The 26,331-nt window shown below is 58.7% G+C and carries 27 protein-coding genes and 1 pseudogene; 14 read left to right on the top strand and 14 right to left on the bottom strand.

The genetic code is table 11. The features are described from left to right. From IB277_RS35045 to IB277_RS35035, 3 genes are read right to left on the bottom strand one after another with little or no spacing between them, the layout of a single operon-like run. Entirely contained in the window at nucleotides 1-567 is a 567-nt protein-coding gene (locus IB277_RS35045) for a chemotaxis protein CheB (protein WP_192372997.1), read from the bottom strand. Next, nucleotides 564-1,403 carry a protein-glutamate O-methyltransferase CheR gene (locus IB277_RS35040; RefSeq protein WP_060581349.1) on the bottom strand — a complete coding sequence of 280 codons (840 nt, stop codon included), beginning with the start codon at nucleotides 1,401-1,403 and terminating at the stop codon, nucleotides 564-566. The genes IB277_RS35045 and IB277_RS35040 overlap by 4 nt, the downstream gene beginning before the upstream one ends. Beyond that, nucleotides 1,400-3,703 (bottom strand): response regulator, encoded by a 2,304-nt coding sequence (locus IB277_RS35035; RefSeq protein WP_371813758.1) that lies wholly within the window; start codon nucleotides 3,701-3,703, stop codon nucleotides 1,400-1,402. The genes IB277_RS35040 and IB277_RS35035 overlap by 4 nt, the downstream gene beginning before the upstream one ends. 126 nt (nucleotides 3,704-3,829) lie before the next feature. Here IB277_RS35035 and IB277_RS39060 point away from each other — a divergent pair, with 126 nt between their 5' ends. Then, nucleotides 3,830-4,120: a hypothetical protein gene (locus IB277_RS39060; RefSeq protein WP_371813763.1), complete on the top strand. Its 291-nt coding sequence runs from the start codon at nucleotides 3,830-3,832 to the stop codon at nucleotides 4,118-4,120. Nucleotides 4,121-4,339: 219 nt separating this feature from the next. On the opposite strand, the pseudogene IB277_RS39055 reads toward IB277_RS39060, so the two are convergent. Then, nucleotides 4,340-4,840: pseudogene (locus IB277_RS39055) on the bottom strand (CHASE3 domain-containing protein); the annotation flags it as partial. 380 nt (nucleotides 4,841-5,220) lie between these two features. Further along, on the bottom strand, nucleotides 5,221-6,243 hold the full coding sequence (locus IB277_RS35030) for a PAS domain S-box protein (protein ID WP_060581347.1): 1,023 nt from the start codon (nucleotides 6,241-6,243) through the stop codon (nucleotides 5,221-5,223). A gap of 318 nt (nucleotides 6,244-6,561) precedes the next feature. On the opposite strand from IB277_RS35030, the gene IB277_RS35025 reads away from it, so the two are divergent. From IB277_RS35025 to IB277_RS34995, 7 genes are all read left to right on the top strand, one after another. Then, nucleotides 6,562-7,419 carry a TIGR02587 family membrane protein gene (locus tag IB277_RS35025; protein WP_192372991.1) on the top strand — a complete coding sequence of 286 codons (858 nt, stop codon included), beginning with the start codon at nucleotides 6,562-6,564 and terminating at the stop codon, nucleotides 7,417-7,419. Between the two features lie 8 nt (nucleotides 7,420-7,427). Continuing rightward, on the top strand, nucleotides 7,428-7,835 hold the full coding sequence (locus IB277_RS35020; protein ID WP_060581345.1) for a TIGR02588 family protein: 408 nt from the start codon (nucleotides 7,428-7,430) through the stop codon (nucleotides 7,833-7,835). 82 nt (nucleotides 7,836-7,917) lie between these two features. After that, nucleotides 7,918-8,370, top strand: a complete 453-nt coding sequence (locus IB277_RS35015; RefSeq protein ID WP_060581344.1) for a pyridoxamine 5'-phosphate oxidase family protein — start codon at nucleotides 7,918-7,920, stop codon at nucleotides 8,368-8,370. Nucleotides 8,371-8,927: 557 nt separating this feature from the next. Beyond that, the gene (locus IB277_RS35010; protein WP_060581343.1) at nucleotides 8,928-9,179 is read left to right on the top strand and encodes a hypothetical protein; all 252 of its coding nucleotides are present in this window, start codon (nucleotides 8,928-8,930) and stop codon (nucleotides 9,177-9,179) included. Between the two features lie 183 nt (nucleotides 9,180-9,362). Then, nucleotides 9,363-9,683 carry a PepSY domain-containing protein gene (locus IB277_RS35005; protein ID WP_060581342.1) on the top strand — a complete coding sequence of 107 codons (321 nt, stop codon included), beginning with the start codon at nucleotides 9,363-9,365 and terminating at the stop codon, nucleotides 9,681-9,683. A 22-nt stretch (nucleotides 9,684-9,705) separates the two neighbouring features. Further along, the gene (locus IB277_RS35000; RefSeq protein WP_060581341.1) at nucleotides 9,706-10,305 is read left to right on the top strand and encodes a general stress protein; all 600 of its coding nucleotides are present in this window, start codon (nucleotides 9,706-9,708) and stop codon (nucleotides 10,303-10,305) included. 350 nt (nucleotides 10,306-10,655) lie between these two features. Next, nucleotides 10,656-10,862 carry a CsbD family protein gene (locus IB277_RS34995; RefSeq protein ID WP_043621574.1) on the top strand — a complete coding sequence of 69 codons (207 nt, stop codon included), beginning with the start codon at nucleotides 10,656-10,658 and terminating at the stop codon, nucleotides 10,860-10,862. A gap of 78 nt (nucleotides 10,863-10,940) precedes the next feature. Here the strand turns inward: IB277_RS34995 and IB277_RS34990 are convergent, their stop codons facing one another. Beyond that, on the bottom strand, nucleotides 10,941-12,170 hold the full coding sequence (locus tag IB277_RS34990) for an FAD-binding oxidoreductase (RefSeq protein WP_060581340.1): 1,230 nt from the start codon (nucleotides 12,168-12,170) through the stop codon (nucleotides 10,941-10,943). Nucleotides 12,171-12,571: 401 nt separating this feature from the next. Then, entirely contained in the window at nucleotides 12,572-12,700 is a 129-nt protein-coding gene (locus tag IB277_RS39050; protein WP_371813757.1) for a BA14K family protein, read from the bottom strand. 184 nt (nucleotides 12,701-12,884) lie between these two features. On the opposite strand from IB277_RS39050, the gene IB277_RS38445 reads away from it, so the two are divergent. Continuing rightward, entirely contained in the window at nucleotides 12,885-13,043 is a 159-nt protein-coding gene (locus IB277_RS38445) for a hypothetical protein (RefSeq protein ID WP_246812888.1), read from the top strand. A gap of 265 nt (nucleotides 13,044-13,308) precedes the next feature. Here IB277_RS38445 and IB277_RS34980 read toward each other — a convergent pair whose 3' ends face one another. The 4 genes from IB277_RS34980 to IB277_RS34970 all read right to left on the bottom strand — a co-directional run bounded on the left by IB277_RS34980 (nucleotide 13,309) and on the right by IB277_RS34970 (nucleotide 19,240). Then, a complete protein-coding gene (locus IB277_RS34980; RefSeq protein ID WP_192372986.1) occupies nucleotides 13,309-15,432 on the bottom strand; it encodes a response regulator in 2,124 nt (707 codons plus the stop codon). After that, nucleotides 15,425-18,025, bottom strand: a complete 2,601-nt coding sequence (locus tag IB277_RS34975; protein ID WP_246812887.1) for an HWE histidine kinase domain-containing protein — start codon at nucleotides 18,023-18,025, stop codon at nucleotides 15,425-15,427. Before IB277_RS34975 ends, IB277_RS34980 begins: the two co-directional genes overlap by 8 nt. After that, nucleotides 18,012-18,566 (bottom strand): biliverdin-producing heme oxygenase, encoded by a 555-nt coding sequence (locus IB277_RS38440; RefSeq protein WP_246812886.1) that lies wholly within the window; start codon nucleotides 18,564-18,566, stop codon nucleotides 18,012-18,014. Before IB277_RS38440 ends, IB277_RS34975 begins: the two co-directional genes overlap by 14 nt. Nucleotides 18,567-18,931: 365 nt before the next feature. Then, complete coding sequence (locus IB277_RS34970; protein ID WP_060581338.1) at nucleotides 18,932-19,240, bottom strand: hypothetical protein; 309 nt, start codon at nucleotides 19,238-19,240, stop codon at nucleotides 18,932-18,934. A gap of 153 nt (nucleotides 19,241-19,393) precedes the next feature. On the opposite strand from IB277_RS34970, the gene IB277_RS34965 reads away from it, so the two are divergent. The 4 genes from IB277_RS34965 (at nucleotide 19,394) to IB277_RS34950 (ending at nucleotide 24,071) form a co-directional block, all read left to right on the top strand. Beyond that, complete coding sequence (locus IB277_RS34965) at nucleotides 19,394-19,954, top strand: NADPH-dependent FMN reductase (RefSeq protein ID WP_060581337.1); 561 nt, start codon at nucleotides 19,394-19,396, stop codon at nucleotides 19,952-19,954. 979 nt (nucleotides 19,955-20,933) lie between these two features. Beyond that, nucleotides 20,934-22,160 carry a low temperature requirement protein A gene (locus tag IB277_RS34960; RefSeq protein ID WP_192372982.1) on the top strand — a complete coding sequence of 409 codons (1,227 nt, stop codon included), beginning with the start codon at nucleotides 20,934-20,936 and terminating at the stop codon, nucleotides 22,158-22,160. A gap of 315 nt (nucleotides 22,161-22,475) precedes the next feature. Further along, a complete protein-coding gene (locus tag IB277_RS34955) occupies nucleotides 22,476-23,348 on the top strand; it encodes an alpha/beta fold hydrolase (protein WP_060581336.1) in 873 nt (290 codons plus the stop codon). A 204-nt stretch (nucleotides 23,349-23,552) separates the two neighbouring features. Continuing rightward, nucleotides 23,553-24,071 (top strand): sigma-70 family RNA polymerase sigma factor, encoded by a 519-nt coding sequence (locus IB277_RS34950; protein ID WP_060581335.1) that lies wholly within the window; start codon nucleotides 23,553-23,555, stop codon nucleotides 24,069-24,071. A 30-nt stretch (nucleotides 24,072-24,101) separates the two neighbouring features. Here the strand turns inward: IB277_RS34950 and IB277_RS39045 are convergent, their stop codons facing one another. Genes IB277_RS39045 through IB277_RS39040 form a run of 3 tightly spaced genes read right to left on the bottom strand, consistent with a single transcriptional unit; the run spans nucleotide 24,102 to nucleotide 25,447 of the window. Then, nucleotides 24,102-24,764 (bottom strand): hypothetical protein, encoded by a 663-nt coding sequence (locus IB277_RS39045; protein WP_371813754.1) that lies wholly within the window; start codon nucleotides 24,762-24,764, stop codon nucleotides 24,102-24,104. 2 nt (nucleotides 24,765-24,766) lie between these two features. Continuing rightward, nucleotides 24,767-25,189 carry a CBS domain-containing protein gene (locus tag IB277_RS34940; protein WP_192372980.1) on the bottom strand — a complete coding sequence of 141 codons (423 nt, stop codon included), beginning with the start codon at nucleotides 25,187-25,189 and terminating at the stop codon, nucleotides 24,767-24,769. 18 nt (nucleotides 25,190-25,207) lie between these two features. Beyond that, nucleotides 25,208-25,447: a DUF2934 domain-containing protein gene (locus IB277_RS39040; RefSeq protein ID WP_192372978.1), complete on the bottom strand. Its 240-nt coding sequence runs from the start codon at nucleotides 25,445-25,447 to the stop codon at nucleotides 25,208-25,210. A gap of 378 nt (nucleotides 25,448-25,825) precedes the next feature. Here IB277_RS39040 and IB277_RS34930 point away from each other — a divergent pair, with 378 nt between their 5' ends. Continuing rightward, nucleotides 25,826-26,143 (top strand): hypothetical protein, encoded by a 318-nt coding sequence (locus tag IB277_RS34930; RefSeq protein WP_060581333.1) that lies wholly within the window; start codon nucleotides 25,826-25,828, stop codon nucleotides 26,141-26,143. The last annotated feature ends 188 nt before the right edge of the window (nucleotides 26,144-26,331 follow it).

Below are 26,331 nucleotides of genomic sequence, written 5' to 3'. Positions count from 1 at the left end.
TCAGACCTCTTTCAAGTATTCGGCAATGGCATCGAGCGACAGGACGATCGCGCTCGGGCATGATTGGATTGCAGCTTCCGGCATGGCGCGAGCGTGAGCGCTTTCAGGGTTTTGCACGATCGCCGTCCCGCCTGCTTTGTGGACAGCCGCCAGGCCGTCTGCCCCATCACGATTGGCGCCGGTCAGGACAATCGCGACAAGATCCGGACCGAAGGCATCGGCAGCACTTTCGAAAAGTATGTCGATCGATGGGCGGGAGAAGAGGACAGGCTCATCAGAGGAGAGGGACAGGTTCCTGTCCGTTTCAACGAGCAGATGATAGTCCGGCGGCGCAAAATAGATCGTGCCGGCCTCGAGCGACTGTTTGTCCTCGGCCTCCTCGACAGGCAACCGGCACTTTGCGCGAAACAGGTCGACCATAAGGCTCGGCCTGTCGGATGGAACGTGAACGACCACGATCACGGGCAACCGGAAGCTTCGCGGCAACGCCGGCAGAATGGCCGAAAGTGCTTCGACAGCCCCCGCCGAAGCGCCAATGATCACCGCTTGAGCTTTTGCCGGCGTCATTCGACACGCCTTTGGTAGATCTTCTCCTCACGCACGAAATCCGTGAATGCATCGGCATGAAGGGAAAAGCGCAAATTCTCCTTGGCGCCGAGCCCAAGGAAACCTTTGCGAGCGAGCGAGTCCTTGAAAAGACCCACCGCGCGGTCCTGAAGCGCGCGGTCGAAGTAGATCATGACGTTTCGGCACGATATGAGGTGCATTTCTGCAAAAACAGCGTCGGTTACCAGGCTGTGATCCGAAAACACGACATGCCGGCGCAAGGTCTTATCGAACAGCGCCTTGCCGTATGCCGCCTGATAGTAGTCCGACAACGATGACTTTCCACCCGACTTGCGATGGTTCTCGGTGAAAAGCTGTATCCTGTCGAGTGCATAGACGCCGGCCTCGGCCGCCTCCAGCGCTTCATGACTGATGTCAGTGGCATAGAAGATCGTTCGATCTTCGAGGCCTTCTTCGCGAAACAGAATAACCAGCGAATAAAGCTCTTCGCCGCTGCTGCAGCCAGCAATCCACACCTTCAAGGAAGGGTAGGTCCTCAAGTGGGGAACGACCTTTTCCCGGATCGCCTGGAAGTAACTCGGATCGCGAAACATCTCGCTCACCTGGACGGTCAGAAAACGCAGCAATTGGGGCAGCATTGCCTGATCGTGCAGAAGTCCCTCCTGCATCGCCGAGATAGTTTCGAACCCCAGTTGTTCGCGCGCCTTCTTCAGGCGGCGCTTGATCGAGGCCAGCGCATAGTTGCGAAAGTCATAGTGGTATTTGAGAAACAGCGCTTCCAGCAGCAGCCGGATCTCGATGTCTTCCACCTTTTCAGCGGCGGTGGCTTCGGTCATTTGGGCATCCATACACGCACCAGCGACAGGAGCCTGTCGACGTCCAGCGGCTTGGCCATGTAATCATTCGCCCCAGCCTCAATGCAGCGCTCCTGATCGTCCGGCATTGCCTTGGCGGTCAGCGCAATGATTGGCAACTTCCTCCAAGCCGGGTTCCTTCGGATTTCAGCGGTTGCGACCAACCCGTCCATCACAGGCATCATGACGTCCATCAGCACGAGCTCGATCGGGCGCCCGGGGCCAGATGAAGCTTTTTCGAGAGCCTCCAGTGCCTCGCGGCCGTTGCGCGCGATCTCAACAATCGCACCGCGCGGTTCGAGAATGTTGGTGAGCGCGTAGACGTTTCGGATGTCGTCTTCCACCACGAGAATGCGACGCCCCTCCAACAGCGCATCGCGGTTGCGCGCCTTGCGGATCATCTTTTGCTGTTCGTCCGGCAGTTCCGATATCACCTGATGCAGGAACAGGCTCACTTCATCGAGCAGTCGTTCGGGGGATTTCGCCCCCTTGATGATGATCGACTTCGAGTAGCGCCTCAACTTTTGCTCATCATCCGCCGAGAGTTCGCGTCCGGTATAAACGATGACGGGCGGGAAGGCATAGGCGCTCTGTGAGCTCAGCGTCTCCAGCAACGAATATCCCGACGCGTCAGGCAACGACAGGTCAAGCACCATGCAGTCGAAAGTCTGGTGCTTCAGGAGGTCAAGGCATTCGGCGGCGGTGCTGGCGGTCACCGTCTCAACGTCCTGGGTGCCGATCAGTTTTGCCACCGCTTCGCGCTGAACCGGATCGTCCTCGACGACCAGGACGCGATGCATCTGTTTCGTAAACCGCGCCTCGAGCTTTTGCAGAACCTTCAACAGTTCTTCTCGATTGACGGGCTTGATGGCATAACCGGCAGCCCCGAGAGAGTAGGCACTCTCGGTGTGATCGCTCCCCGACACGACATGGATCGGGATATGACGGGTCAAGACATCATGCTTCAGTCGGTCCAGGACGGCGAGGCCCGATTGATCCGGCAACCCTATATCGAGCACGACGGCGCTTGGCATGAATTCCTTCGCAAGCGAAAGCGCCTCTTCGGCGGTTGCCGCGACAATTGCCTGGAAACCCATTTCCCGCGACAGGTCACGGACGATGCCGGCAAAAGTGTCATCATCTTCGATCACCAACAGCACGCGTTTGGTATCTGTCAGAACATCGCGGTCGTCGTCGATCCGGCGGATCGGCCTCGGCGTAACCGAACTTGCCTTTTGCGCCGTGACCGTCGTTGCGAGCGTTCCTGGACTTGGCGCAAGAGCTGTCGGCTTGGCCACATCGAACCGTTCCCCGATGGTAACGGTAAACGTACTGCCCTGTCCCGCCTGGCTTTGAAGCACGATCGTTCCGCCCAAAAGCCGCGCCAGTTGCCGAGAGATAGAAAGACCGAGCCCGGTGCCGCCATACTTACGGCTGATTGTGCCATCGGCCTGATGGAAGGCATCGAAGATCGCCCGCTGGTGTTCCTGTGCAATTCCGATTCCGGTGTCGCTGACGGAGAAGCTAATCTTACCTTCGGCAACCGAGCCAATCACCAAGGTAACCTTGCCGGTCTCGGTGAATTTGATCGCGTTGGAAAGCAAGTTCTTGAGGATTTGTTCGAGCCGCAACGGATCGGTTTCGATGCTGACCGGGAGATCTCCTGAAAGCTCAACGGAAAACCCGAGTTTCTTCTCAGTCGCCAACGGCATGAAGACCTGGCGAAGGTTTCCGGCCAGACGCTCCAGCGACACCGCTTCCGGCCGGATTTCCACATGCCCTGCCTCGATCTTGGAGAGATCGAGAATGTCGTTGATCAGGTTCAACAGATCATTGCCCGAGGATTGGATCGTCTTGGCAAACTTCACCTGCTCCTCAGTCAGGTTTTCGTCGGCATTGTCAGCGAGCAGCTTGGCCAGAATCAAGGAAGAGTTCAGCGGCGTACGCAGCTCGTGAGACATGTTGGCAAGGAAATCGGACTTGTACCGGCTTGCCTGCTCGAGTTCTTTGGCCTTGGCCGATATGGATACGTTTGCGCGCTCCAGGTCATCGCGCTGAAGCTCAAGCCGCTGCGCCTGTGTTTCCAGTTGAGCGTTGTTCTGCTCAAGTTCGATCTGCTGCTGCTCAAGGTGCGCCTGCGATTCCTTAAGCGCCCTCCCCTGCTCTTCAAGCTCTTCGTTTGAAACGCGCAGCTCCTCGCTTTGCGTTTGCAACTCTTCGGACTGCCGTTGCGTTTCCTCCAGCAGGTCGTGAAGCTGGCCGCGATAGGTCGCCGACTTCACGGCAATCGCGATAGCCTCCGATGCGCGATCAAGAAGGGTAACGATCGTCTCGTCAACCGGCGTGAGAAAGCCGAGTTCGATCACCGAATTCACGGATCCGTCGACCTTTCCCGCCTGGATAGCGAGATGGCGCGGCTTGTCCATCCCAAGCGCCGAGCCGAAGGCAAGATAGCCATCCGGTACATCGTCGACCACGATCGAGGTCCCCTCCGCAACCGCCTGGCCCAAAAGGCCTTCGCGGGGACGAACCGCCGTCGGCAGGTTCGCCTCGGCGGGCACACCCCGGACACTTGCCCGCTGGAACGAACCACCACCGCCGATGAAGACCGCTCCCGAAACGGCGCCGGCGTAGGGCGCAAGGAAGTCGAGAATGTTGTTGCCCAACTGCTCGATCGATTGATCGCCCATCATCGCTGACGCCAGCCCGACCTGGCCGGCCTGCAGCCACTCATCCCTTCGGCGGGCGATCGCGGCCCTGCGGATGAGGAAGGCGATTGCCGCGGTCAGGGCAATTCCGAGAACAGCGGAAAATAGGGTGCTGAGGCGCGCCGTCTTCTGTGCGCCTTTCATTTCGGCCAGTCGATCAAGGCGCACGTCCAGCTCGGCGCCGGACATCGCCGCAATCTGAGCGCGGACCGCATCCATTTCGATCTTGCCGCGATCGGAGTTCACCATCGCGATCGCTGCCTCGAGCCCGTCGGCCCGTCTCCGATCGATGGTCTCACCAAGCTCCGCAAGTTTGGCCTCCACATGCTGCCTAAGGGTTATGAGCCGCTGGCTCTGCCCCGGATTGGCCGCAGTCAGGTCGCCGATCTGATCGAGTTTTGGCCGGATGGCGCGAACTGCCGCGTTGTAGGGCGCGAGATACCCGCCGCTATTCGTCAACAGGAATCCACGCTGACCGGTCTCGGCATCCTGAACAAGCGACAGCAGTTCATCGAGAGAAACAATGGCGACATGCGTTTGCACGATCCTCTCGTTGCCTCGCTGCAGCGCCTCCAGGTTGAGATAGGCAACGACACTGCTCGCGACGAAAAAGAAGAGGGTGGCTGCCAGGCCAAGCGCCACGGCCGGTTCAAGGCCAAGGATGCCCTGGAACGAGCGCGAGTTCAGGCTTTTGGTTGCTGTCGCTGACATTCAGACTCCGGGGAAGAGCAGTTGTTGAGTTGTCCGGTGGAAACAGCGGACGTTTACGGCCAACGCGTTAATGGAGGGGAAACCAAATCGGTTCAGGCGAAGGTTCTAATGACACTCCTCCACCTGGTCCAGATTGGTCGACCCGTTCCCGTCTCGCCATCGCCAAGCAGATGGCCGAAGCGGGCAAACTTTTCGAAACCACGAGCCGTTCACTTGCCTGCCCCGATACCTCCCCCTGGCGCCGCCTGACTGGGACAACGCGCTGCGACGTTCTAACTATGGCTCCTCCACTCGTTTTCCATCTCTCTGCCGCCATTTCCTTTTCGGCAGGCATCGCCTGTCACATTTCAGTCACACCGCACGGTTGTCAGTGGAAGGCTTCATAGCGAAAGCTGCGGCCATTCCAGGAAACGACCCGCTGGCCCGACCAGTTTCCACCGAAGGCACCCGTCGCTGCAGGTCGCTTGCACCTTTGCGTTCAAAGCTTGCGCCACGGTCCTCTTCAGCACGACAGCGCCGAAACCCGAACGCGGAAACGCGTAATCGTGACCTCGGCCAAGCTGCTCTTCCCAGCTCATGGAAAAGGTGAGGTCTGCCGCAGACGTGGCGAGATCCCACGCGATTGAAATCGTGCCCTCACCCGCCCTCAGCACCCCGCCCTTTGAAGAGTGCAAGGCCAACTCGTGGATCGCCATTCCAAGATTTTCAATCGCGGCCGGGGCAAGGGCGAGGTCCGGGCCAGAGATCCGACAGAACGCGTCTGCATGAAATGCAGCGATTTGCTTTTCAACCAGGCCTCTTAGATCCGTTGCCTGCCAATCCGCCGATGCAATCAGATCATGGGATGCCGAAAGGGCCCAGATGCGGTTTTCGAGGTCCTTCTGGAAGGCTGCTGGTTCCGCTTCTTCGCTTCTACTTTGCCTGATCATCGACAGAATAATGGCATACTGGTTCTTCACCCGGTGATTGACCTCCCGCAGAAGCAGACGAATTCGCCTTTCGCGATCTTTCGCCGGGGTGATGTCACGCGCGATCTTGGACGCCCCGACGATGCGGCCCTTGGCGTTGCGGATCGGGGAAATGGTCAACGATACCGTGATGTAGCTCCCGTCCTTGCGCTGCCTGGCGGTTTCGAAATGTTCAATCCGTTCCCCTTTACGCAGGCGCTGCAGCAGATCTCGCTCTTCGTCGTGAAGATGAGTGGGTATGATGGTCAGGATTGATCGCCCGACCATCTCCTCGGCTGAGTAGCCGAACATGCGCTCAGCCGCGCCGTTCCAGGTCCGAACGGTACCATCGAGATCCTTGCTGACGATGGCGTCGAAGGACGACTCCACGATGGCCGCAAGCCTCGCTCGCAAGATATCTTCACTCCCCTCCTTGTCGAAAGAACCCAAGGGCATCGCTTACTGCTCCAACTTCACGAACATTCCCTTTCCCAAGGGCTACCAACCCGGTGGAAAGACGTGGACGTTGTTATTGTTCCAATGCCCTGAGCAACGAAAGCCTGAACGCCACGCGCCGGTCGTGATCACCGGAGTGCGGACGGCTGAACGGGTTCGATGCGCAATTGATCGATGCAAGCAAGGAAACGCCGACTTCGAGGGGGCTGCACGGGCCGGCTGTAGCATCAGGAACTTGCGCTGCCTCTCGACGTTACCTCTGTCAGCGAGAAATGCTGCCGCGTCCTTGTGAGGCGACAGCAGCCTTGAGAGGGAAAGATGACCAAGGGCGGGACGCGGGCCGATTTTGACCATGGCCGCTTCGCAAAGGGCCTGGCACGCGGCTTCGCCGGCGCGCTGCTTTTTGCGCTGCCTATGTTCCTCACAATGGAAATGTGGGAACTCGGCCTCTACATCGACCGCGACCGGCTGCTTATTTTGCTTTTGGTCAACATTCCGCTGCTTGTCCTCCTTGCGCGTCGGATCGGCTTTGAAAATGTAACGACATGGCGCGAAGCGCTGCGAGACGCAAGCATTGCATACTGCCTGGGTATCGCGGCGAGTACCTTTGTTCTTTTCATCATTGGCGTCCTAAAGATTGGCCAGGCCCTGCCAGAAGTGCTTGGAATGATCGCCATCCAGGCGGTCCCAGCCAGCATTGGCGCCTTGCTCGGCCGCAGCGAGCTGGGGACACGATCCGAAAGCAGCGAGGACGAGAAGGATCCGATCGGCGAGACCCGGGGCGATGGCTACGGTGGCGAACTTTTTATGATGGTCGTTGGGGCTCTGTTTCTCGGTCTCAACGTCGCTCCAACCGAAGAAATGATCCTGATATCCTTTAAGATGTCGCTGTGGCACGCCATTGCCGCGATATCGGCGTCGATCCTGCTGATGCATGGCTTCGTCTACGCCTTGTCATTCATAGGCGGCCATGAACTCGATGAGAACACACCTGGCTGGCATGCCCTTATCCGCTTCACAATGCCGGGTTACGTCATCGCATTTGCGATCAGCCTCTATTGCCTGTGGACGTTTCATCGGCTGGACGGCCTCGATCCAACCCAAGCGATTGTCGCCACGGCGGTTCTTGCCTTCCCGAGCGCAATCGGCGCAGCGGCCGCGCGGCTCATTCTTTAGGTGACTTGATGGCAAAGTCCCCCAAACTAGGCTCCGTTGAAAATCGCAAGGCGCATTGGATCGAATGGGCAACCGGTGCAGTATCCGCTATCCTGATCACGGCGCTTATTGGCTGGATCAGCTATCAGGCTGCAACCCAGGCCGATGGACCTCCGGACCTCTCGGTGACGGTCGTCAGCAGCATGGGGCGTGCAGGCGGATATCGGGTCATGTTCGATGTCAACAACGCAGCCGACCGAACGGCGGCCGCCGTCGTCGTACGTGGCGAAATCACCGACAGCGACAATGTCATAGAGACCGCGGAGATCACGCTTGACTACGTGCCGGCGCGATCGAAGGCGCGGGGTGGACTGATCTTTCGCAACGATCCTGCAGGTCGCTTCCGTGTTTCCGCGACCGGTTTCAGCGAACCGTGACCGATGAAGTGCGCCAGCGCGGTGCCAAGGAACCTGTTTGTGCTGTCGCGGTTAGGACCTGAAACGGCCAAGGGAGAGCACGATGACTTTGACACTCAACGACATCTCGAACGAACTGAAGAATATCGACTTTGGCATGCTTTCGACAAAGAAGGCAGACGGAACCATCTCCAGCCGACCAATGAGCAACAATGGCGACGTCGACTATGTGGGGGACACCTGGTTCTTCTGCTTTGAGCAGTCACAAAAAATTACTGAGATCAAGGCAGATCCGAAGGTAGCACTGACTTACACTGCTCGTCCGAGCCTGCTCGGCAAACCCGGTATTTTCATTGCAATCGAAGGGAATGCTTCGCTCGTGGATGACAAGCAGACGTTTACCGAGCATTGGATGAGCGAGCTTGAAAGATGGTTTCCCCAAGGCGTGGACACGCCCGGTCTCTTGATGATCAAGGTTCACGCATCGAAAGTCACCTATTGGGATGGCGATGAGACGGGGAGCATCTTCACCCCTGACGACCACCCACAAGGCTAGCGCGCAAAGCCCTCCGTCGAAGCGAAATCAACGCAAACGGGTGTTTAAATCGCCATGACGAAAGCACTCACGCCAGGGCCAAAAATAAACGTTGTCTTATGACCGAAATGTCCCGCTCTTCGGCCTGTGCGAGTCTACAGAATGTCGGCAACAAAACCGACTGGCCCGTTGACGGCACCAACGCTGTGACGAATAGCGAAATAGAGCGAAAGTCCGCTGACGTCACATTTGTAGATGCGCGTATCCCACCCTCTCTGTCGCACCGGCGTGTCAGCCTGCGGCCCTCGTGGTCTTAATCTGAACGAGACGAGGGCTCACTCTTGCCCCACGTGAGCGTGTCCTATTCACCAACAACCGCGCTCGCTGTTCGCCGCCAAGACGGCTAAAAAGCGCACAAACAGACCCACAGCTGCACGCGCTCCAAACGCAGCAAACGCGTGGATGTTCCTTGAAAAAACTTCGTTTTTCGGCCGGCTATCAAGGGAACAGAAAGACCCTTTTTGCCGTTCAATCGCCGTGAACGCCGGTGTCGTATCGGCCCTATGGAGAACATACCAATGCTGAAACCGATTGCTACTCTCGCCCTCATCGCGGCATTTGCCAGCCCAGCTCTGGCACAGCAAAAGGTCGTCTGCGACGAAGCTTCAATCGCCAAGGCCGAACAGCAAGTCGCGCAAATCTCCGACGGCGCAAAAAAGATAGAGTCCACCAAGGAACTGACCATGGCGAGAGATGCCATGATGGCGAACGATATGGAGAAATGCACGTCGCATCTCGACAATGCAATCAAGGGCATGGACGCCATGTAGCGTCCGTCCGAAGGGAGCATCCATCGTGCTAAAGCGCAGTGTTCCCTCAGGCTGCTGGTCTTATCCATCATGCTGCTCACCTGGTCGAAACGAACCGGGACGTGGCTCTTATGATCTCAAGGTTTCCTCAGAACGCCCGGATATAGGACCTGGGCCTAGAGGATCTAAACAAGGAACCAAATCATGAAAAATATGCTGCTCGCCGCGGTCTTCCTCGGCGCATCGAGTTTGGGCGCGCTCGCGCAGACCGCCACACCGCCGGCTACGACAGATGGTGATACGCCTGCCGTTGCAACACCAGACACTACCAATCCAACAGCGCCCGTTGCCGGCGCCAACAGTTTCACCGAAGAACAGGCCAAGGATCGCCTTACTGACGCCGGCTACACCGATGTGACCGGTCTCAAGCTCGACGACAAGGGCGTCTGGCGCGCAACTGCGTCGAAGGACGGCAAATCCACGCAGGTCGCGCTCGACTACCAGGGCAACATTGTTGCCAACTAACTCCAGCAACGAGGAAATCCCCATGAAAACCGTTAGTGGACTTTTTGACGACTATTCGGACGCCCGCGCTGCAGTGTCGGCCCTTGAAGATCGCGGCGTGCCGTCTGACGATATCAGCATCGTTTCCAACAATGCTGGCGATCGCTATGGCAGCGCCGATGAGAGCAATGCGGCTGAAGGCGCAGGAACGGGCGCCGGTGTCGGCGCTGCGGTCGGCGGCATTGGCGGACTTTTGACCGGCCTCGGGGTCATGGCCATTCCGGGTGTCGGGCCGGTGGTCGCAGCCGGTTGGCTTGCCGCGACCGCAGCGGGTGCTGCCGCCGGTGCTGTTGCAGGCGGTGCCGCCGGCGGCATCATCGGCGCGATGACGGATTCGGGCGTTCCGGAAGAACATGCCCATGTCTATGCGGAAGGCGTACGGCGCGGTGGCGCGGTCGTCACGGCACGGGTCGACGACGCGCTCCAGGCGGATGCAGAGGCGATCCTGCGCCGCGGTAGCTGGGTCGACCCCGTGCAACGTCGTGCTTCGTATTCCGAGCAGGGCTGGCGGCGCTTTGATCCGACGCTCGCTCCTTATACCTCCGATGAGGTTGAAGAGGAGCGTCGGCGCTACAAGCTCTGATTTCCGCAGGACACCTTCTCGGTGTGCTAAATTCATCCGTTGCCGGCATAATGCCGCTGGCAACGGATAAGCATTGTCTGCCTATGTGTCCCTTCTCTCCATCATGCGACCATTTCGGTTTGCGCCCGGGCAGAAGCCGCCTTGGCTAAACCGACGAGGCAGCCTTCCAAACGCGGGGCTTTGCGCGCAGGCCCTGCAGTCGGCCGAAGAACTGTGTCGAGGTTCCTTAAAGCCCGGTCCCCGTCAAACAGGACCATCAATTCCGTCGCGACAGCTTCTACAAAAAACGGAACAAGTGCGCGGTTCAGTCGTTCCAGAAATGTACCTGAAATAGCAATGGAGCGTCCTCAATGGATTGGAACCGTGTCGAAGGCAACTGGAAGCAGATCAAGGGTAAGGTCAAGGAGCAGTGGGGTAAACTCACCGACGATGACCTCGACCAGATCAACGGGAAACGCGAGCAACTCGAAGGCAAGATCCAGGAGCGCTATGGATATGCGAAGGATCAGGCAAAGAAAGACATTGACGACTGGTATTCAAACCAGCGTTTCCATTGATCCAAAGCACCTTCACTCTTTGTCTTTCAAAGGCCGCCGTTCCGGCGGCCTTTTTGTTTTGAGACCTGGCCTCAAAGCTCAGCGAAAGGCAAACAATTCGCTATCTGGGTCGCGGTGGCCCAAAATCTCTGACGACACGATCTCCGCAGCGATCTGGCTGTAGGTAATGCCATTGCCCCCATAACCCATCACGGCATAGACATTCTCCAGGCCCGGAACGGATCCGATAAGCGGCAACCCGTCAGAGGTAATGCCAAAAGGCGCGGCCCAAAGATAATCCGGTTCGCCGATTGGTATTTTCAGGAGCGCCGACAGCTTTGCGCGCAAGACCTTTGATTTGGCTCTAAGCTTGATAGGGTCCGCAAATGCCGTCGCGCTTTCTTCGTCCTCCCCTCCAACAATCAGGCGACCATCCTTGGTCGAGCGAAAATAGAGGTAGGGATCGGATGCCTCCCAAAGAACATAGTTCTTGAGCCAGTCGGGCCGCGGATGGTGCGGCTTAGTCGCAAGGGCCCAGGTAGATACCATCCGATGGCCTTGGTGGGCCACGGCGTCGAGAAACTCGTAGCCCGTGCAAAACACGATGTGCTTGGCCAGTATGATTTCACCTTTCGAGGTTGCAGCCGCGTTCCATCCTTCAACGCTGCGAACGTCGGTGATTTCCGTATCTGCTACCAACAAAACGCCGTCTGTCTGGGCTTTGAGCCACAAGCCGGCTGTCAACTGCGCCGGATTGGCGGCTGCAGAAATATCGGACTCGATTGCCGCAGTCCGATTGAGACCGAACTCGTCGCGCAAGCAAGCGGACTTGAGAAACCTCGCTGAAATGCCAGCGCTCTGACGTGCGTCAGTCTCCAGGCGAAGCGCTCGGGCACCATGGGCATTGCCGGACAGATAAAGAGACTTCTTTCGTTCAAAGCCACAGTCGATTCCAAGATTATCGACGAGCGTAATCAGTGTTTCCACTGCTCTTGCGGAGCGTTGCCATGCGCGCCGCGCCTTGTCCTGTCCAATCATCGAGGTGAGCTGGTGGAGCGGCACATCGATCTCGTGCTGGATCATCGCAGTGCTCGCCAAAGTGCTGCCTTGTACCGGGCCGCGTCGGTCGACGACGAGAATTTTCATGTCTCGCTTGGCAAGGGACAACGCCATCAGCGCCCCTCCGATGCCACCGCCGACGATCAGCACATCGACTTTGTCAGCGGAGATGCGACTTTGCGCGACAACCTTGATATGACGCGTGTTCAACCACAGTGGCCGATTGGACCGCAGTTTGCGCTTCCGTGTGATTTTTTCCAACTCTTGCATCTCCATTTTCCGGTAGAGGTTGGATCGCCGGACGAACGCTCATCCTTCCGCTTTAGGCTGGGTATCCTTCGGCATCGCGATCCCTTGAATGCCTCAGCCGATCCAACGCCCACCCGGGAGAAGCCGGTCCTGCCGAAGATTGTTCGTGCCGCAGTTGACACTGCGGGCTACTCATCGCCCCGACACGGACCACACGTTGCTGCTCGCTTCGAGGCGCGCATCTTGGGATGCATACAGGCCGTGCCTTCGAGGGCCGTTGTGGGGCTGGCAGGTGTTGTCATCGGCACCTTCCCCTGATAGCGGGCGGTGCACGAGGCGGTACGCGGATCGGCCTTCGCGTAGCCAACAAACCGCCGATCGATTAACGCCGTCTGGTCTTTGTCGATCGGACGCTTGACTGCCTAAGGCGACTGGCACGTTCGTGTTTGCCCACCATATGAGCGGTACGCGTTGGTTTCGGGGTTATAGGACCGGTAGCGGCTTGAGCACCAATCGAGGTGGGTTGTCGAGAGGCCGGTATGAGAGGCCACCGAGGCTGGAGCGGTGGGTGCCAGACGCCCCGATGTTAGCTTCGCCGAAACCGGGTTCGTGACGTAGGTGGAATAGACGGGTGGCAAACGCTCGTAGTTCTGCTGGCTCCGATCGATCCGAACCGGCGTTGCGGTCCAAAGATCCGGAGCGGAAGCCACCTTGAGCGGAGGAGGTTCGGTGGGCTTGGCCAGCACGAGCGAAGCCACGGACGCAGCCCCGGCACTGGCGCAAACCGACAATGCGATGCCAAATGCCAGCGATCCGATCGCTTTCATGGTTTTGCTCCTCTGCTCGCCACTGGGAGTGTCTCTTGGTATCGGCGCGAAATCGAAAAGCGATTGAATTTCCAACAAAGACGCGTTGTCGCGACGACCTTGGTCGTCGACAGCTAAATGCCGAGGCTGATTTTTTGTTCCCCTTGCGGGCTTTGGTTGGACGGAAATTCAGACCAAGGGCGCAGCTTGAACAGAATGAGGTTTATCGAGCACTTCGAAATCCCTAAAAAGAGCGCGGACTTGGAGATTGCGCGGTGGTCGCGTCAGCCAACTGCGCGCAGTTGGCAGTCCATAGGCGAAATGGAGGAAGCCTGGCGCGCCGGGCCCGCTTGTCATTGGCGGATCAAGCTTTCGACCCGCCGCGCCAGCACATCAGCGGTGAAGGGTTTCGTGACCACTTCCATGCCATGATCGAGGTGGCCGTGGTTGAGCACCGCATTCTCGGCATATCCTGTGACGAAGAGCACGTTAAGACCGGGACGCTGGACGCGCACCGCATCGGCAAGCTGCCGTCCGTTCATGCCGTTCGGCAACCCGACGTCGGTAACCAGAAGATCGATTGTGGGGCGCGCATCAAGTATTTTAAGGGCGGAAGGACCGTCGCTCGCCTCCAGCACCTCGTAGCCCAGCTCTTCGAGGATCTCGACCGCGACCATCCTGACCAGGGGTTCATCGTCCACGACCAGGATGGTGTGAACGCCGGTCGCTGCAGGCGCGGGCCCCGCGTCGACTGGTATGTCGGAGCTATGTTCTTCGGCCGCGTGGCGGGGCAAATAAATGCAGATCATCGTGCCCTTGCCCACCTCGGAGTAGATACGCACCGCACCACCGGATTGGCCGGCAAAACCGTAGACCATGGAAAGGCCAAGTCCCGTACCCTGTCCGATCGGCTTCGTCGTGAAGAACGGATCAAAGGCGCGCGCGACCACGTCCGGCGACATGCCCGTACCGGTGTCGCTGACGCACAAGGAGACATATTGCCCCGGCGGCAATCCCCGTTGGGCTGCCGCGCGTTCGTCGAGCCACCGATTGCCGGTCTCGATCGTCAAGCGTCCACCATCCGGCATCGCGTCGCGAGCATTGATGCAAAGATTGAGCAGAGCGTTCTCGAGCTGGCCGACGTCGACGAAGGCGGTCCACAGCCCTCCGGCTCCGACGGTCTCGACCGCCACCCCAGGGCCGACGCTGCGGCTGATCAAGTCCTGCATACCCGCGACGATGCGATTGATGTCCGACGGCTTCGGATCGAGCGTCTGCCTGCGGGAAAAAGCAAGGAGGCGCTGGGTTAGGCCCGCGGCCCGTTTGACCGCCCCTTGTGCGCCCGTCATGTAACGGTCGATTTCACCCACACGGCCCTGGGCGAGCCGCGTTTTCATCAGGTCGAGGCTGCCGCTGATGCCGGCGAGGATGTTGTTGAAGTCGTGCGCCAGGCCACCGGTCAGTTGTCCGACAGCCTCCATCTTCTGCGCCTGCCGCAGGGCCTCTTCCGCCTGGACAAGGGCTGCGGTGCGTTCTTCTACCCGTTGCTCCAGCGTTTCGTTGAGCGTGCGGAGCGCCGCAAGGGCATGGTCACGTTCGGCTTCGACCGCGCGCCGCTCCTCGATATCGATCAGGACACCCGGAAATTTGAGCGCAACACCGTCACTGCTGCATTCCACGCGACCGTTCGCCTCGAGCCAGCGATACCTCCCGTCCTCGCGACGCGTCCTGTATTGGTGAGCATAGGCTCCGCCTTTTGCCAGGGCCTCTTTGACCGAGGCGGTTACTCGTTCCTGATCGTCGGGATGAACGGCGCCGACGATATCGGCAAGGCTCAGGTCTGAGCGCCCCTGTTGCGGATCGAACCCAAACGCGGCCGCAAAGGCTTCGTCGACCGTGAAGCGATCGGTAGGCACGTCCCACAGCCATGTGCCGATGATCGCCCCTGCGGCCATCGCCATTTGCACGCGCTGTACGTTATCGCGCGCGTGGCTTTCGCTCTCGCGTAGCGCCGCTTCGGCCTTCTTTCTCTCGGTTACGTCGCGAAATAGGACCGCCACCTGGCGCAGGCCTGCCGGCTCGATGCGGGTGGCCGAAACTTCGATATGCCTGGCGACTGATTGAAACTCCTGCTCGAAGCGCACTGGTTTGCCGGTGCGCAACACGCTGCCATAAACGTCCAACCAGACATCCGCGTTCGCGGGTTCGATCTCGCGAAGCCGTTTGCCGACAATGTTCGAGATGCCTGTATGCCGGCCATAGCCGGAATTTGCTTCAAGGTGCACGTAATCGCTGAGCGGACCATGCGGTCCGTCGATGAAGCCTATAATGCAGAAACCATCATCGATCGCCTCGAAAAGGGCTCGATAGCGTGCCTCTCGCGCGTCGTCATGCGTGGCGCCTTCCTGCGACAGGGCTCTCAGCCTCAGGATCTCGTCTTCGAGTTGCTCGCGCGACAGCGACTTGATGTCAGACATCGATTTCGGTCTTTCCCTTCGTCGTTCCTGTCACTGCGCTTTGCGCGTCTCTGGATAGGGTCTCGTCCCACAGCTGTGAAAGCGCTCCGACGATAGCACTTCGGCTGTAGGGTTTACGCACGATCGGCACCCCGATGAGCTCCGGCGGCAGTTCTGCGCCCTCGCCATAGCCTGTAGCAAAAACGAATGGAGTGCCTCTGCGCATGAGTTCGGCGGCGATCCCGAACGAATTGGTCTGACCGAGATTGATATCGAGAATCGCAAGTTCCGGAGCAGTCGTCTCGATATGTGCCATGGCCTGCTGGACGGAGCTCGCCGTCGAAACCTCCGAGAACCCTTCGTCCGACAGCATCGCTTCGAGATCAAGCGCGATGAGCATCTGATCCTCGACGATCAGAACCCTGGGGTTTGCACGGCCAAGGCCGCTTTGTTCTGGGGCGGCGGTGCCGACCGTATATGTTGCCATTGTCGGACCTGACGCGGTGAGTTTGACGTGTGGAGAGGGGATGCTGAACTCTGCCTCAAGCCCCGATGGTTCGAAGCGGACGGAGCTGCGCCCATGAAGATCGTAGGGAACGCTGCGCTCTATGAGGGCACTACCGAAGCCCCTGCGTGACGGCAGAGTTACGAGTGGACCGTTTCGCTCGCGCCAGGAGACGTCGCAATCGGGCCCGGTCATCGTCCAGCGCACCTCTACTTCGCCAGCCGTCACCGAAAGCGCGCCGTATTTGGCGGCATTGGTCGCGAGCTCGTGAAACACCAGCGCCATTACCGAAAAAGCACGGCTGTCGAGCCAGACGGCAGGACCTTCGAGCGTTATTGTCGACAGATTTGTCCGGTAAGGCTGGAGTTCGGCCTCCAGGAGATCCGCCAGGATCCCGCCCCCATCGCCGCGCACGACCTGGTCATGCGCGATTGCGAGCGCCTCGATGCGACCCTGCAGCGTCGAAACATATTCTTCGAGCGAATTCTTGTGCCGTTGGGGGCTCGTCACCAGAGATTTGATGACGGCGAGGATGTTCTTGACGCGGTGGCTAAGCTCCTGGTTCAGCATCCGCTGCCGAACCTCGGACTTGCGCCGCTCGCCCGCCATCAGCTCATTGTGTCGGAGCACCACCTCGACGATCGCGACCCGGACGATCTCGGCGATTTCCCGCTCGGCCTCCGACCAGGGCTGCGCCTGCGCCTGGACTGTCTCCTTCCAGATCGCAAAGCTCTTGCGTGGTGTCAGGCGGTCGCCGAGTGGACCTGCCTCATAGGTCTTTTCAGGATTGCCGGCCCAGTTGAGGGTCTGGACCAGTTCTTTGCGAAAAAACACCAGGCAATCCGAGCCGGTTTGCGAAAGGGGAATGGCGAGAACGCCCGAAAGCCGCTCGCTGTAGGCCGATGCCTTCGGGAACTTCTGTGACAGGGCATGTGTCGCCCAAACGCGCCCTTCGCTGACAGTGCGGATGAAGTCCAGAAGAGCGGCTCTTTCTTCGTCCGGCGGAGCGGTGCCGATCCCCGCCCATTTGCCATCGACCATGACGCCGATGCCGTCGTTTGCCAGCAACTGCGAGAATTCACGCAGGCTTTGGCGCAACAGCTCACCCACATCCTCGTGATGGGAGGACAAAATGAGAAAACGGTCGAGCGCTTCGCGTGTGCCGGCGACGGCCGCAACCCGGCGACGTTCCTTCAGAGATTTCAGGTGCAGCGAGAAAAATTCGCCGAACACTTCAAGCGCAACGCGTTGAGCCATCGGCAGGGCGCGCGGCGAATAATGGTGGCAGGCGATCAACCCCCAGAGCTGGCCGTCCAGAACAACCGAAATCGACATCGACGCGGCGACGCCCATGTTGCGCAAGTATTCGCAATGGATGGGCGAAACGCTGCGCAAGTGCGCGAAACTGAGGTCCAATGGTTCGCCGGATCCGTCCAGAACCGGCTCGACCGGGACGCGCGCACCGCTCGCGTCCGAAATGACGCGAATGGTGTTCTTGAGATAAAGTGCGCGGGCCTGCTGGGGGATATCGCTTGCTGGAAAATACTGGCCCAGAAAACTCTCAAGATCGGCGCGTTTCGCTTCGCTGACGACCTTGCCTGATCCGTCCTGCTCAAAGCGGTAGATCATCACGCGGTCATAGCCGATGGTACCGGCAACGATCCGGCACGCGCGCTGCACGAGACGGTCGACGTCGGTGATGTCCTTGATACGGCCAATCATCTCGCGCGCGATATGCAAGGGCTGACCGATCGACGGCGCCGGCTCGAACTCAATGATGACGGCCGACTTGTGAAGGTGGACGGCAATGTCGAACACGCGGTCGCCAAAAGCGACATCGAGCAAAAGGGCCGGTCGTGAGGCCGCTCCCGCGGCCGCAAGCGCATTGCGCAGATCATGCAACAACTTTGGGCCGAGCACGTCGACAAGAGGCCGCCCAAGGAGGCTGCCCTCCCAGGCGAGCATCTTCGCAGCGTTTGCCGATATGCGTTCGATCGTCGTGAACCCGACATTGCACGCCAGAAGACAACCGTGCGGTTGGATGCTCCCGGGGATATGAATGGGCTCCCTGTCGCAAGTCTCGAGGGTGACGGGTTCAACTGGCGACAAGATATGTACTTTCAAAGCAAGTTTGGGCGAGAGCAAACACGGCGTTCGCCGTGACGGCAGACCGAACGACGTCAAAATCGCGGGTTCGTTCGAGGAGCGACAGGAAGGACGGCCATCGGGTCGTGTCGTTCGCCATCGAAACAAGGTGCTTCGCGCCGAAGGTTTCATCGAAACCAAGCTTCAACGCCCTCTGACGCAAGACCCGCGCACCGAGAGACGACCCTTCCACCACGTAGAGGGCACCGAGCAGCGCGCTTGGGTCGGAAAGATCGAAATCAGGCCGAATGTGGCGCGCCGGTGCCAAGCCGAGATCGCACGCGTCCTGAGCAAGCAGCTCTGCAACCCCTGATGATCGCCAATTCCAGCCTTCAGGCCAAGAGACGTTCCTCAGCGCTTCGTCCATTGTCGCACGAAACGGCAACACGCGCGCTACGTACCGGCGATAGTCCTCGATAGTGCTGAGCTCGCCGACCGCGGCGTCTACCCGCTGATGTGCATCCCGCGTCCTATTCCTCAATTCAACGCGTTCACTTCCGCGCATGCATTTTCCGCCTAATCATAAAATACGACCCGTTCTGTGGCACGTGGCCGAGGCAGGCCCCAGACTAAAATCGCTTCAAGAACTAGGGCATGGCCACGATTGCGACAAGGCAATCGCGTTCTGTTTTTGGAGATGAGAGTGAAGGGCACGGCGCTCGAACATCCAAGGCTGAAAAACGGCTTTCAACGAAACGGCCGCGCAGGCATGGGAAAATTCCTATGATCGAGCGGTTCTATTGATGCACCCGCAAGCGATCCAGGATCTCTCCGGATCGTGTGTAAGATGGCTCCCTCCTTGGGGACCGTCTTTTTTCAGCCACGTCTTTTCGAGTGCGCTGCACCGTCGCAGAAAGCAGGTGGGCACAGTTATCGTCGCCTCAAGAACGCGCTCCAGATATAACCTGCAACACCCGCGGTGATCAGAACCGGCGTGAGATGACGTCTGATACCGCTTTCTACCGTTTCTAAAACAACGGTCGCCTCGAGCGCCGCCAGTCTGGAAGTCCCGTCCGCTATGGCGATGAGGCGCTCGCGAAGCCGGGCCACGTCGGCCCGCAACACATCAAGCTGCTCTCTTTGCGTCGCCAGGCGTGGTGTCTTGAGAACAAACTCGGCCTTTGGCAGCGGGTCGTCACTCAACGACAAAATATCGCGTTCGCGCGGCTCGTCCGTCATTGTTTGGTCCTCCTACGCCCGGTTTTTCTCAACGAGGAAAGGCCGCCCGTTGTTCCCTCGTTTTACCTTCCTCACCGTTGACAATGTGCTTTTGAAAGCGGCACCGGGTCCACGATGGCTTGCTGGCTGCGGAATTTTCACTATCCTTGAGGAATGAGGATACTAGGAATTTCAGGAAGTACGCGTCGGCTTTCCACCAATTCGGCCTTGTTGAGGGCTTTCCAATCCCTCGCTCCAGCCGATGTCACCATTGAAGTCTTTGATAACATTGGTGAGCTGCCGATCTTTTCTCCCGATCTGGAGGGCGCAAACGCCCCAGAAAGCGTCATCCGCTTCGTCGAGAAAATTTCCGCAAGTGATGGGCTAATCATCTCGAGCCCCGAGTATGTTCGCACCATTCCCGGAGGCCTCAAGAACGCGATCGACTGGCTTGTCTCGGGGGAGGCCGTAATCGCGAAACCGATAGCCCTCATCCACGCTTCGCACCGAGGCGACGACATGCTCGCAGCGCTGCGCACCGTCCTTTTGACCTTAAGCTCAAATTTTTCCGAGACGATTTTCTTCCGGCTTCCGGTTATGAAGGAGACGCCAGACGCAATCATGGAAAAGCTCATGGACCCCGCTCATCGTCCGGCGGGGGAGAAATTCCTCAAGGATTTTGCATCGTTTTGCCGAAGCCAGTACGGGGACGTCCCTCGCGTGATCGCTATTTGACCAGCGGCGAGACGGAGCACAACCCAGAGCGCTGTGGCTCCGTATTTCGAAAGTCGCATAAAGGCTATTGATCCTGCGAAATATCCTGCCCAAACACTTCCCCGGCGCAGCTGAACGTAGCAAAACGCCCTTCCCGCCTCCCGTACCAGTAGCGGCCACTTCCCGATCAAGCACCAATTCAGATGAGCCGATTTCTCAGCCCACAGGTTAATGCCTGTCAAGCTACTCATCTGTACTCAAGGGAGTTCATCGCGATATCCTCATTAGCCACAGGGTTTAGCCCGGATGGGCAAATAGAGTTCCGGCAAGCGGTGTGATAGCGAGCACCAGTCGTCTTCGGACGGGGAGGAGACGGCCAGAGGCCTGGCGCTCCAATCATAGCGACAGGCCTCGCCTGGGGATCCTTTGGCTAGTTCCACGAGGACGCAAACGTTTTACGTCCTTCGACAGGAAAAGAGACGACCATTCCCAAGCGGCATGATCCCGACAGGGGAGCAAAATGGGCTATGATTGGAACGGCACGCGGGTACGTTGGATGAAGGCTTTGCGACTTGGGACAGTGGTCGCGTTGGCGGCTGTGTTGATATCGGTAGCAACTCAGGTTGTATCCAACGCGCTCTAACCTGCAGACCGAGGCCTGACGTGCATATGCGTTGTATCGCGGTGACTGTAATGTGGGCGCGTGAAGATCGTTGACCCTGCTCAGCGCTTAGACAACCCAGAGTACCGCTTTGCGCCTTCTAGTTCGGATCCCGCATGAAATGGAGTGTGTGGACGGCTCTCGAGGGGCGGTTTCTGTCGAAGTGGGCATCATCAACGCCCCGCTTTGCAAGCGAGCGGCCCCTTCGAACAGGGGGAATAGTTGTAAGCAATCGTGCTCCTCTCCAATCCCTTCAGAGGCCTTCTCCTCATCGAGTGGGATATTGCTGGAACTCCGTCCCGCTCTACCTCTTTCTCCATCTCGGGCGGAGGAACAATAATGCACCCAGCGTCGCGACATCGAGCGGCAGAACCGACAGCGGCCAAGGGGGCGGCAACTGGAAAGCAATGGATAAGGAAGGCCGACGCCGACCAGACCAGAGCAAGCTTTCCCGAACTGTTCTTCGATCTCGTTTTTGTGTTCGCTTTGGTCCAGCTCGCAAAGACACTTGCTAGCGACTTCGGCCCCACAGCCCTTGTCGAGGCGGCGCTGCTCATTCTTGCGATCTGGTGGATCTGGATTCACTCGACCTGGGTTACAAACCTTCTCGATACCGAGCAAGATCCAGTACGGCTGATGCTCTTTCTCCTGATGTTTGGGGGTATCCTGCTGGCTATCGCCTTGCCGGACGCGTTTGGAGACCATGGATTTGCATTTGCGGTGATCTACTGCGCCATTCAGATAGGGCGTTCCTTTTTCATGCTCTACGCCTATCATCGCGTCGATGCGGCCTCTTTCCTGACGTTCCTGCGGATTACCCTCTGGCTAGTCCTTGCAAGCGCCTTCTGGCTTGTGGGTTCTCAAATGGAGACGACTCCGCGAATTGCATTCTGGAGTACCGCTCTTCTCGTCGAATATCTGGCTCCGGCCCTGCGATACTATCTTCCTGGCCTGGGGAAATCAGCGCCCGAGACGTTGGACGTTTCTGGCAAGCATATGGCAGAACGTTGTGCGCTGTTCGTAATCATCTGCCTCGGTGAAACGATCCTGACGACCGGCCGCAACGCCGCAGAGCACATGGCGGACGACATGACCTTCGCTGTCTTCTGCAGCGCGTTTTTAAGCACGGGTTTCATGTGGTGGATCTACTTCCATCACGGCCAGGAAAAAGCCGCCAACAAAGCGGAGGCGACGTCGAAACCCGAGACATTGGCGCTCAATCTCTTCACATACGGCCATCTGCCAATCGTTTCTGGCGTCATCCTGACGGCAGTAGGAGAGGACTTCAGCCTGTCCCATGCCAAAGATGAAAGCACGATGCAAACCGCTCTGGCGATACTCGGAGGCCCGGCGCTTTTTTTGGCTGGCAACATCTGGATAAAGTTGGCCGCGGCGCACCAGTTCCCGATTTCGCACATTGTCGGGTTCGCGATCCTTGCCCTTGCAGGAGCGCTTTCTGCGCTTGCCGCCAATTATCACCTCCAGTTTCTGGCGACCGCGACCCTCTTTGGCGTTGCCATTTGGGAGTATCTGGCATTGCGTCGTGCTTCGGCTTCGACGGCATAACCAGAGCGCGAAGACGGCCGGCAATCTATGGAAACGCATAGCTGAAAATCGAGAGCGATTGGGAAAGCGCGCCGGCGCCGACAGCATTACGGGGGAGGATCGTCAGTCGCTTCAAGATATGGGCGCAAGGCATTGAAATCGAATGCGCTGTCGCCCTTGCAGCAGTCTACGGATATCCAGCATATCGCTCGCCGGTTCCCCGAAAGGGAACAACCGGCGATGGTACCAGTTATCCCCTGTCACGAGCGGCTGCGCTCGTTGGTGATCGGTCGATCCCGTTCGAAAGCAGTCAGCTCATCCTGCGGAGGATTTGCTATGGACACGCTGGTACGGCATCGGCGGATCATGGTTGCCGGCATTGAGGTCTTCTATCGCGAAGCGGGACGACAAGATGCTCCGGTTATCTTGCTCCCGCACGGATATCCGTGTTCATCCTACGAGTTTCGCAATCTAATGCCACGGCTTTCCGACCGCTGGCACCTGATCGCTCCGGATTTCCCCGGTGCGGGCTACAGCGGGACGCCAGAGGATTTCGACTACAGCTTCGACGGATACGCAGCCTTTCTGAGCAGCTTCATCGACGCACTTAAGATCGATCGCTTCGTTCTGTATCTGCATGATTTCGGATCGCCGATCGGAATTCGCATGGCCATTCTACGGCCGGCATCCGTCGTCGGGCTCATCATTCAGAACGGCGACATCCCCTATGAAGATGCCTTGGGCCCCAAATATGCAGACATTGAAAAGACCTGGGCGCTTCCGTTGCCGGAAATGAAACGCACGTTGGCCGAGGCGGTGACCGAGGAGATTTTCCGGGAAGAGTTCCTGAACGACTTGAAGCCTGATCTCGCAGAGGCCATTCCTCCCGACCTATGGAAACTGCATTGGTCGCTCATGACACCAAAGCGGAAGGAGATCGCCGTCAACCTGATCGTAGGTTTGAAGGAGAACCGGTCATGGTTTCCGCAACACCGCAAATATCTGGCGGACCATCAGCCCCCTGCCCTCATCGTTTGGGGATCCAACGACCACTACATGCCAGAGAAATCTGCCCGAGCTTATCTCCGCGACTTGCCGGACGCCGAAGTTCATCTCCTCGATGGCGGGCATTGGCTCCTGGAAACCCACCTGGATCAGGCAGCGCTCCTTATGCGTGATTTTCTCACACGGGTTCATAATCGGCGGTAACGATGTTTTTCGCGCACGCGCCCCCTGCAGGTCGGCGTCGGGGTCACTCCTGACGGATGGTTCACAAGCGATCCACGACGCGGGCTAAAGAACGAGTTATGGCGGCGTTGGTTTGCGATCGGCGATCCATGAAAACCCAGGAACTTAATTGCCGGCCACGCATTGACCAACAGAACAATCCGGCAATCCCGAAAGGCAGCCCCGATGCCTTCATTCCCAACCCTTGAAGACAACACCCGCCCGCTTGAGACACAGGTGGTCGACCTCATCCCGGCCCTGCGGGCATTTGCACGAACCTTTTCCAGGTCGAGCTTTGAGGCCGACGATCTCCTACAGGAAACGCTGTTTCGCGCGCTGCGCGGTATCGACAGCTTCGAACCCGGGACCAATCTCAAATCGTGGCTCTTCACAATCATGCACAACGCGTTTCGCACGCAGTACAAATTGCGCAAACGCGAGGCGCCCGGCGCCATCAACTGCGCCGATCTTCCCATCCCCATGCCGGCTCCCCAGGATTGGTGCGTATTGAATGGCGAGTTGCGCAACGCGCTTGACACGCTGGCGCCCGATCACAGGGATGTTTTGGTGCTCGTTGCCGGTTACGGCCTGAGCTACAAGGAGGCGGCCAGCATCTGCGATTGCGCGGTCGGCACCATCAAGAGCAGACTCAGCCGTGCCCGCGACGAACTCGCCTATCGCATGAACGGTGTTCCGGTCGATTGAGCGAGGCGCCCTGACCCAAGCGGCTGACGATCAACGCGATAGGATAAAAAAGATCGCGGCGGCCGCAGCCAATCCAAAAAAGAGGATAAGGCCCGTCTTCGCGACGCGATCGGCGTTCTCGCGCCGAGTCATGGCGCGGGCATCGCCCTGCGAAAACTTGGGCCCGAACTGGTCTCTTCGACGATCATCGTCGGCGCCCTCATTTTGCCCCATGTGCTCATCGTTGTTGGCGGCGACACCGAGCAGCAGCAAGCTGCGTCTGTATTGCGCGACATCCCTGCCTTGTCCTTCGACTTGGGCTAGATTGTCTTGAAGGTCGGCTCGTTTTACCACAGCTCCAAGCGCATTGGCCGCCGCGCGGATTGTCAGCGCGTCCTTGGTTTCTCCAGGGCGATGGGTCAGGCTTTCGACGGCTGCCACGACGTCTTGGGAAAAGCCCGCGTCCAGCAATCTCTCGAACGTCCAGCCCGGGCCCTTTTCAACGACGTCATGAAGAAAGGCGACTGTTTTGGCTTTGTCGCCTTCCACCGCCCCGGCAACCCGCTGGCAATGACGGATATAGGGTTCTCCCGCCTTGTCCAACTGGCCTGCATGGGCGTGCAGGGCGACCTCTTTCGCCCAAACACGCTGCTCGGATTCAGACAGTGCAACGGGAGAGCGCCACAAAGTGCGCCTTTCGCGGATATCGGCCATGGCTAGGGCCTCTGATTATGTGGCCCACCGGGGTTCGTCATGCCCTGCAAGCCTATGCCGGCGAGAGAGGGATCCCGGCGCGCTGCGCCGGCAAACGAAACGCCGCCGACAAGGCGCTTGTTGCGGTCAACGACCGGCAGTCGACGGACCTGCTCGTCGCCCATGTTACGCGCAACTTCGGACACTTCCTCGTCGTCGAAACAATATTTCCCGTTGGCCGTCATGATGTCGCCCACGCGCGTGCGATCGTCAGCCACCCAGCGCACGACGATATCCCGATCGGTCATCATTCCGACAAACCGATCGTTGTCACCAACGGGAAGACAGCCAATATCGTTCCTGGCCATTTCCCGCGCAATTGTCGCAATGGTATCGTCAGGACTCGCGACGTGCACGTCCTTCGTCATGATGGCAGCTATTCGCATGGGTCTGCTCCTCCGAATTCATGGTTCATTGTTTGGCTGACCGGCCTTTCCCCGCGGGGCGGTCGAAGGCGCGACGACCGTTCCCACCTCACTCTCCTCTCGTCTGTCGTTTGTAGCGTCGCTTGCAGGACGTTGGTCTCGCTCTGCCAATTCGCGTTCTGCCCTTTCCCAATGGCGTCGATCCTCACCCTCGGGGCGTCCTTCGCTTTCCCAAATCGCATAGGCACGCTGGCGAATGCGTTCTTTCCTGTCGTCCATGTCATTGACCCTCCTGCCTGTGGAGAGAGACCAACCGACCAATCCCGTCTTTGTTCCGTATCGATGCCCAGGCGCAAAGATCACTTTGGATCGCGCCAAAAGCCTGCAGCGATTGGTCGGGCAATGCACCAAGGGCAACTCGGGGTCCTTACCCTATCCTCGCGTCCTTCGATTTGTAGTTCCGCTACGATGACGGGCGATCGACCCAGCGGGTACGGTTCAGGCCGGATGACAGCCGGGGCCCGACGGTGACCCCGTTTGGAACCTTCAGAGAAGTTATCGGTTCGACCTGCAATGCCCAGGACTGGCTTGGGCAAGGGGTGCTTGGTCCGCCAGACCCTGAAGTGAACGTCGACGGCATGACAATGGAGAGATGCGATGGCTGAGCAGTTAGACGAACGCGGCGAACCGAAAACAGCAACGCACGGCGCTGATCGAACCACTTTCTCCGCGCGTGAAACCCGTCAGGCCGGCATGGGTGCCCGTGTTTTCCTTGTGCTTGCCGCAAGCCTCTTTCTGGCGCTGCTTGTTTGGGGCTTCGTCGAATGGGGCCAGCGCGGCGGTGAGCAGGCCGGAGCAGTGGGACCGTCACAACCGGCGTCATCCCAACAGCAGCAGCCTGATGCTGAACAACGTCCAAGCACCGAGAGCCCGCAGGGCATGGCGCCCGCTCAGCAAACCCCAAACCCACAATAGGGTGTGGCGCGCCCGCGCTGGAAGCCTGCTCTCGCAGAACACCAACAGATGGCACAGCGCCGGGTGCCAGTTGCACCGGCTTACGACGGAACCTTCTTTAGCGGCGAACACCAGATGTCTCAGTCAAGTTCGTGGGCAACCCACCTGACGATCGATTGTTCCGGGTAGAACTTCGTTCCGTGAATGCC

Origin of the sequence: Ensifer sp. ENS07, assembly GCF_014852185.1 — a bacterium.
Lineage (GTDB): Bacteria > Pseudomonadota > Alphaproteobacteria > Rhizobiales > Rhizobiaceae > Ensifer > Ensifer adhaerens.
This window is presented reverse-complemented; position numbering and strand designations above follow the sequence as displayed.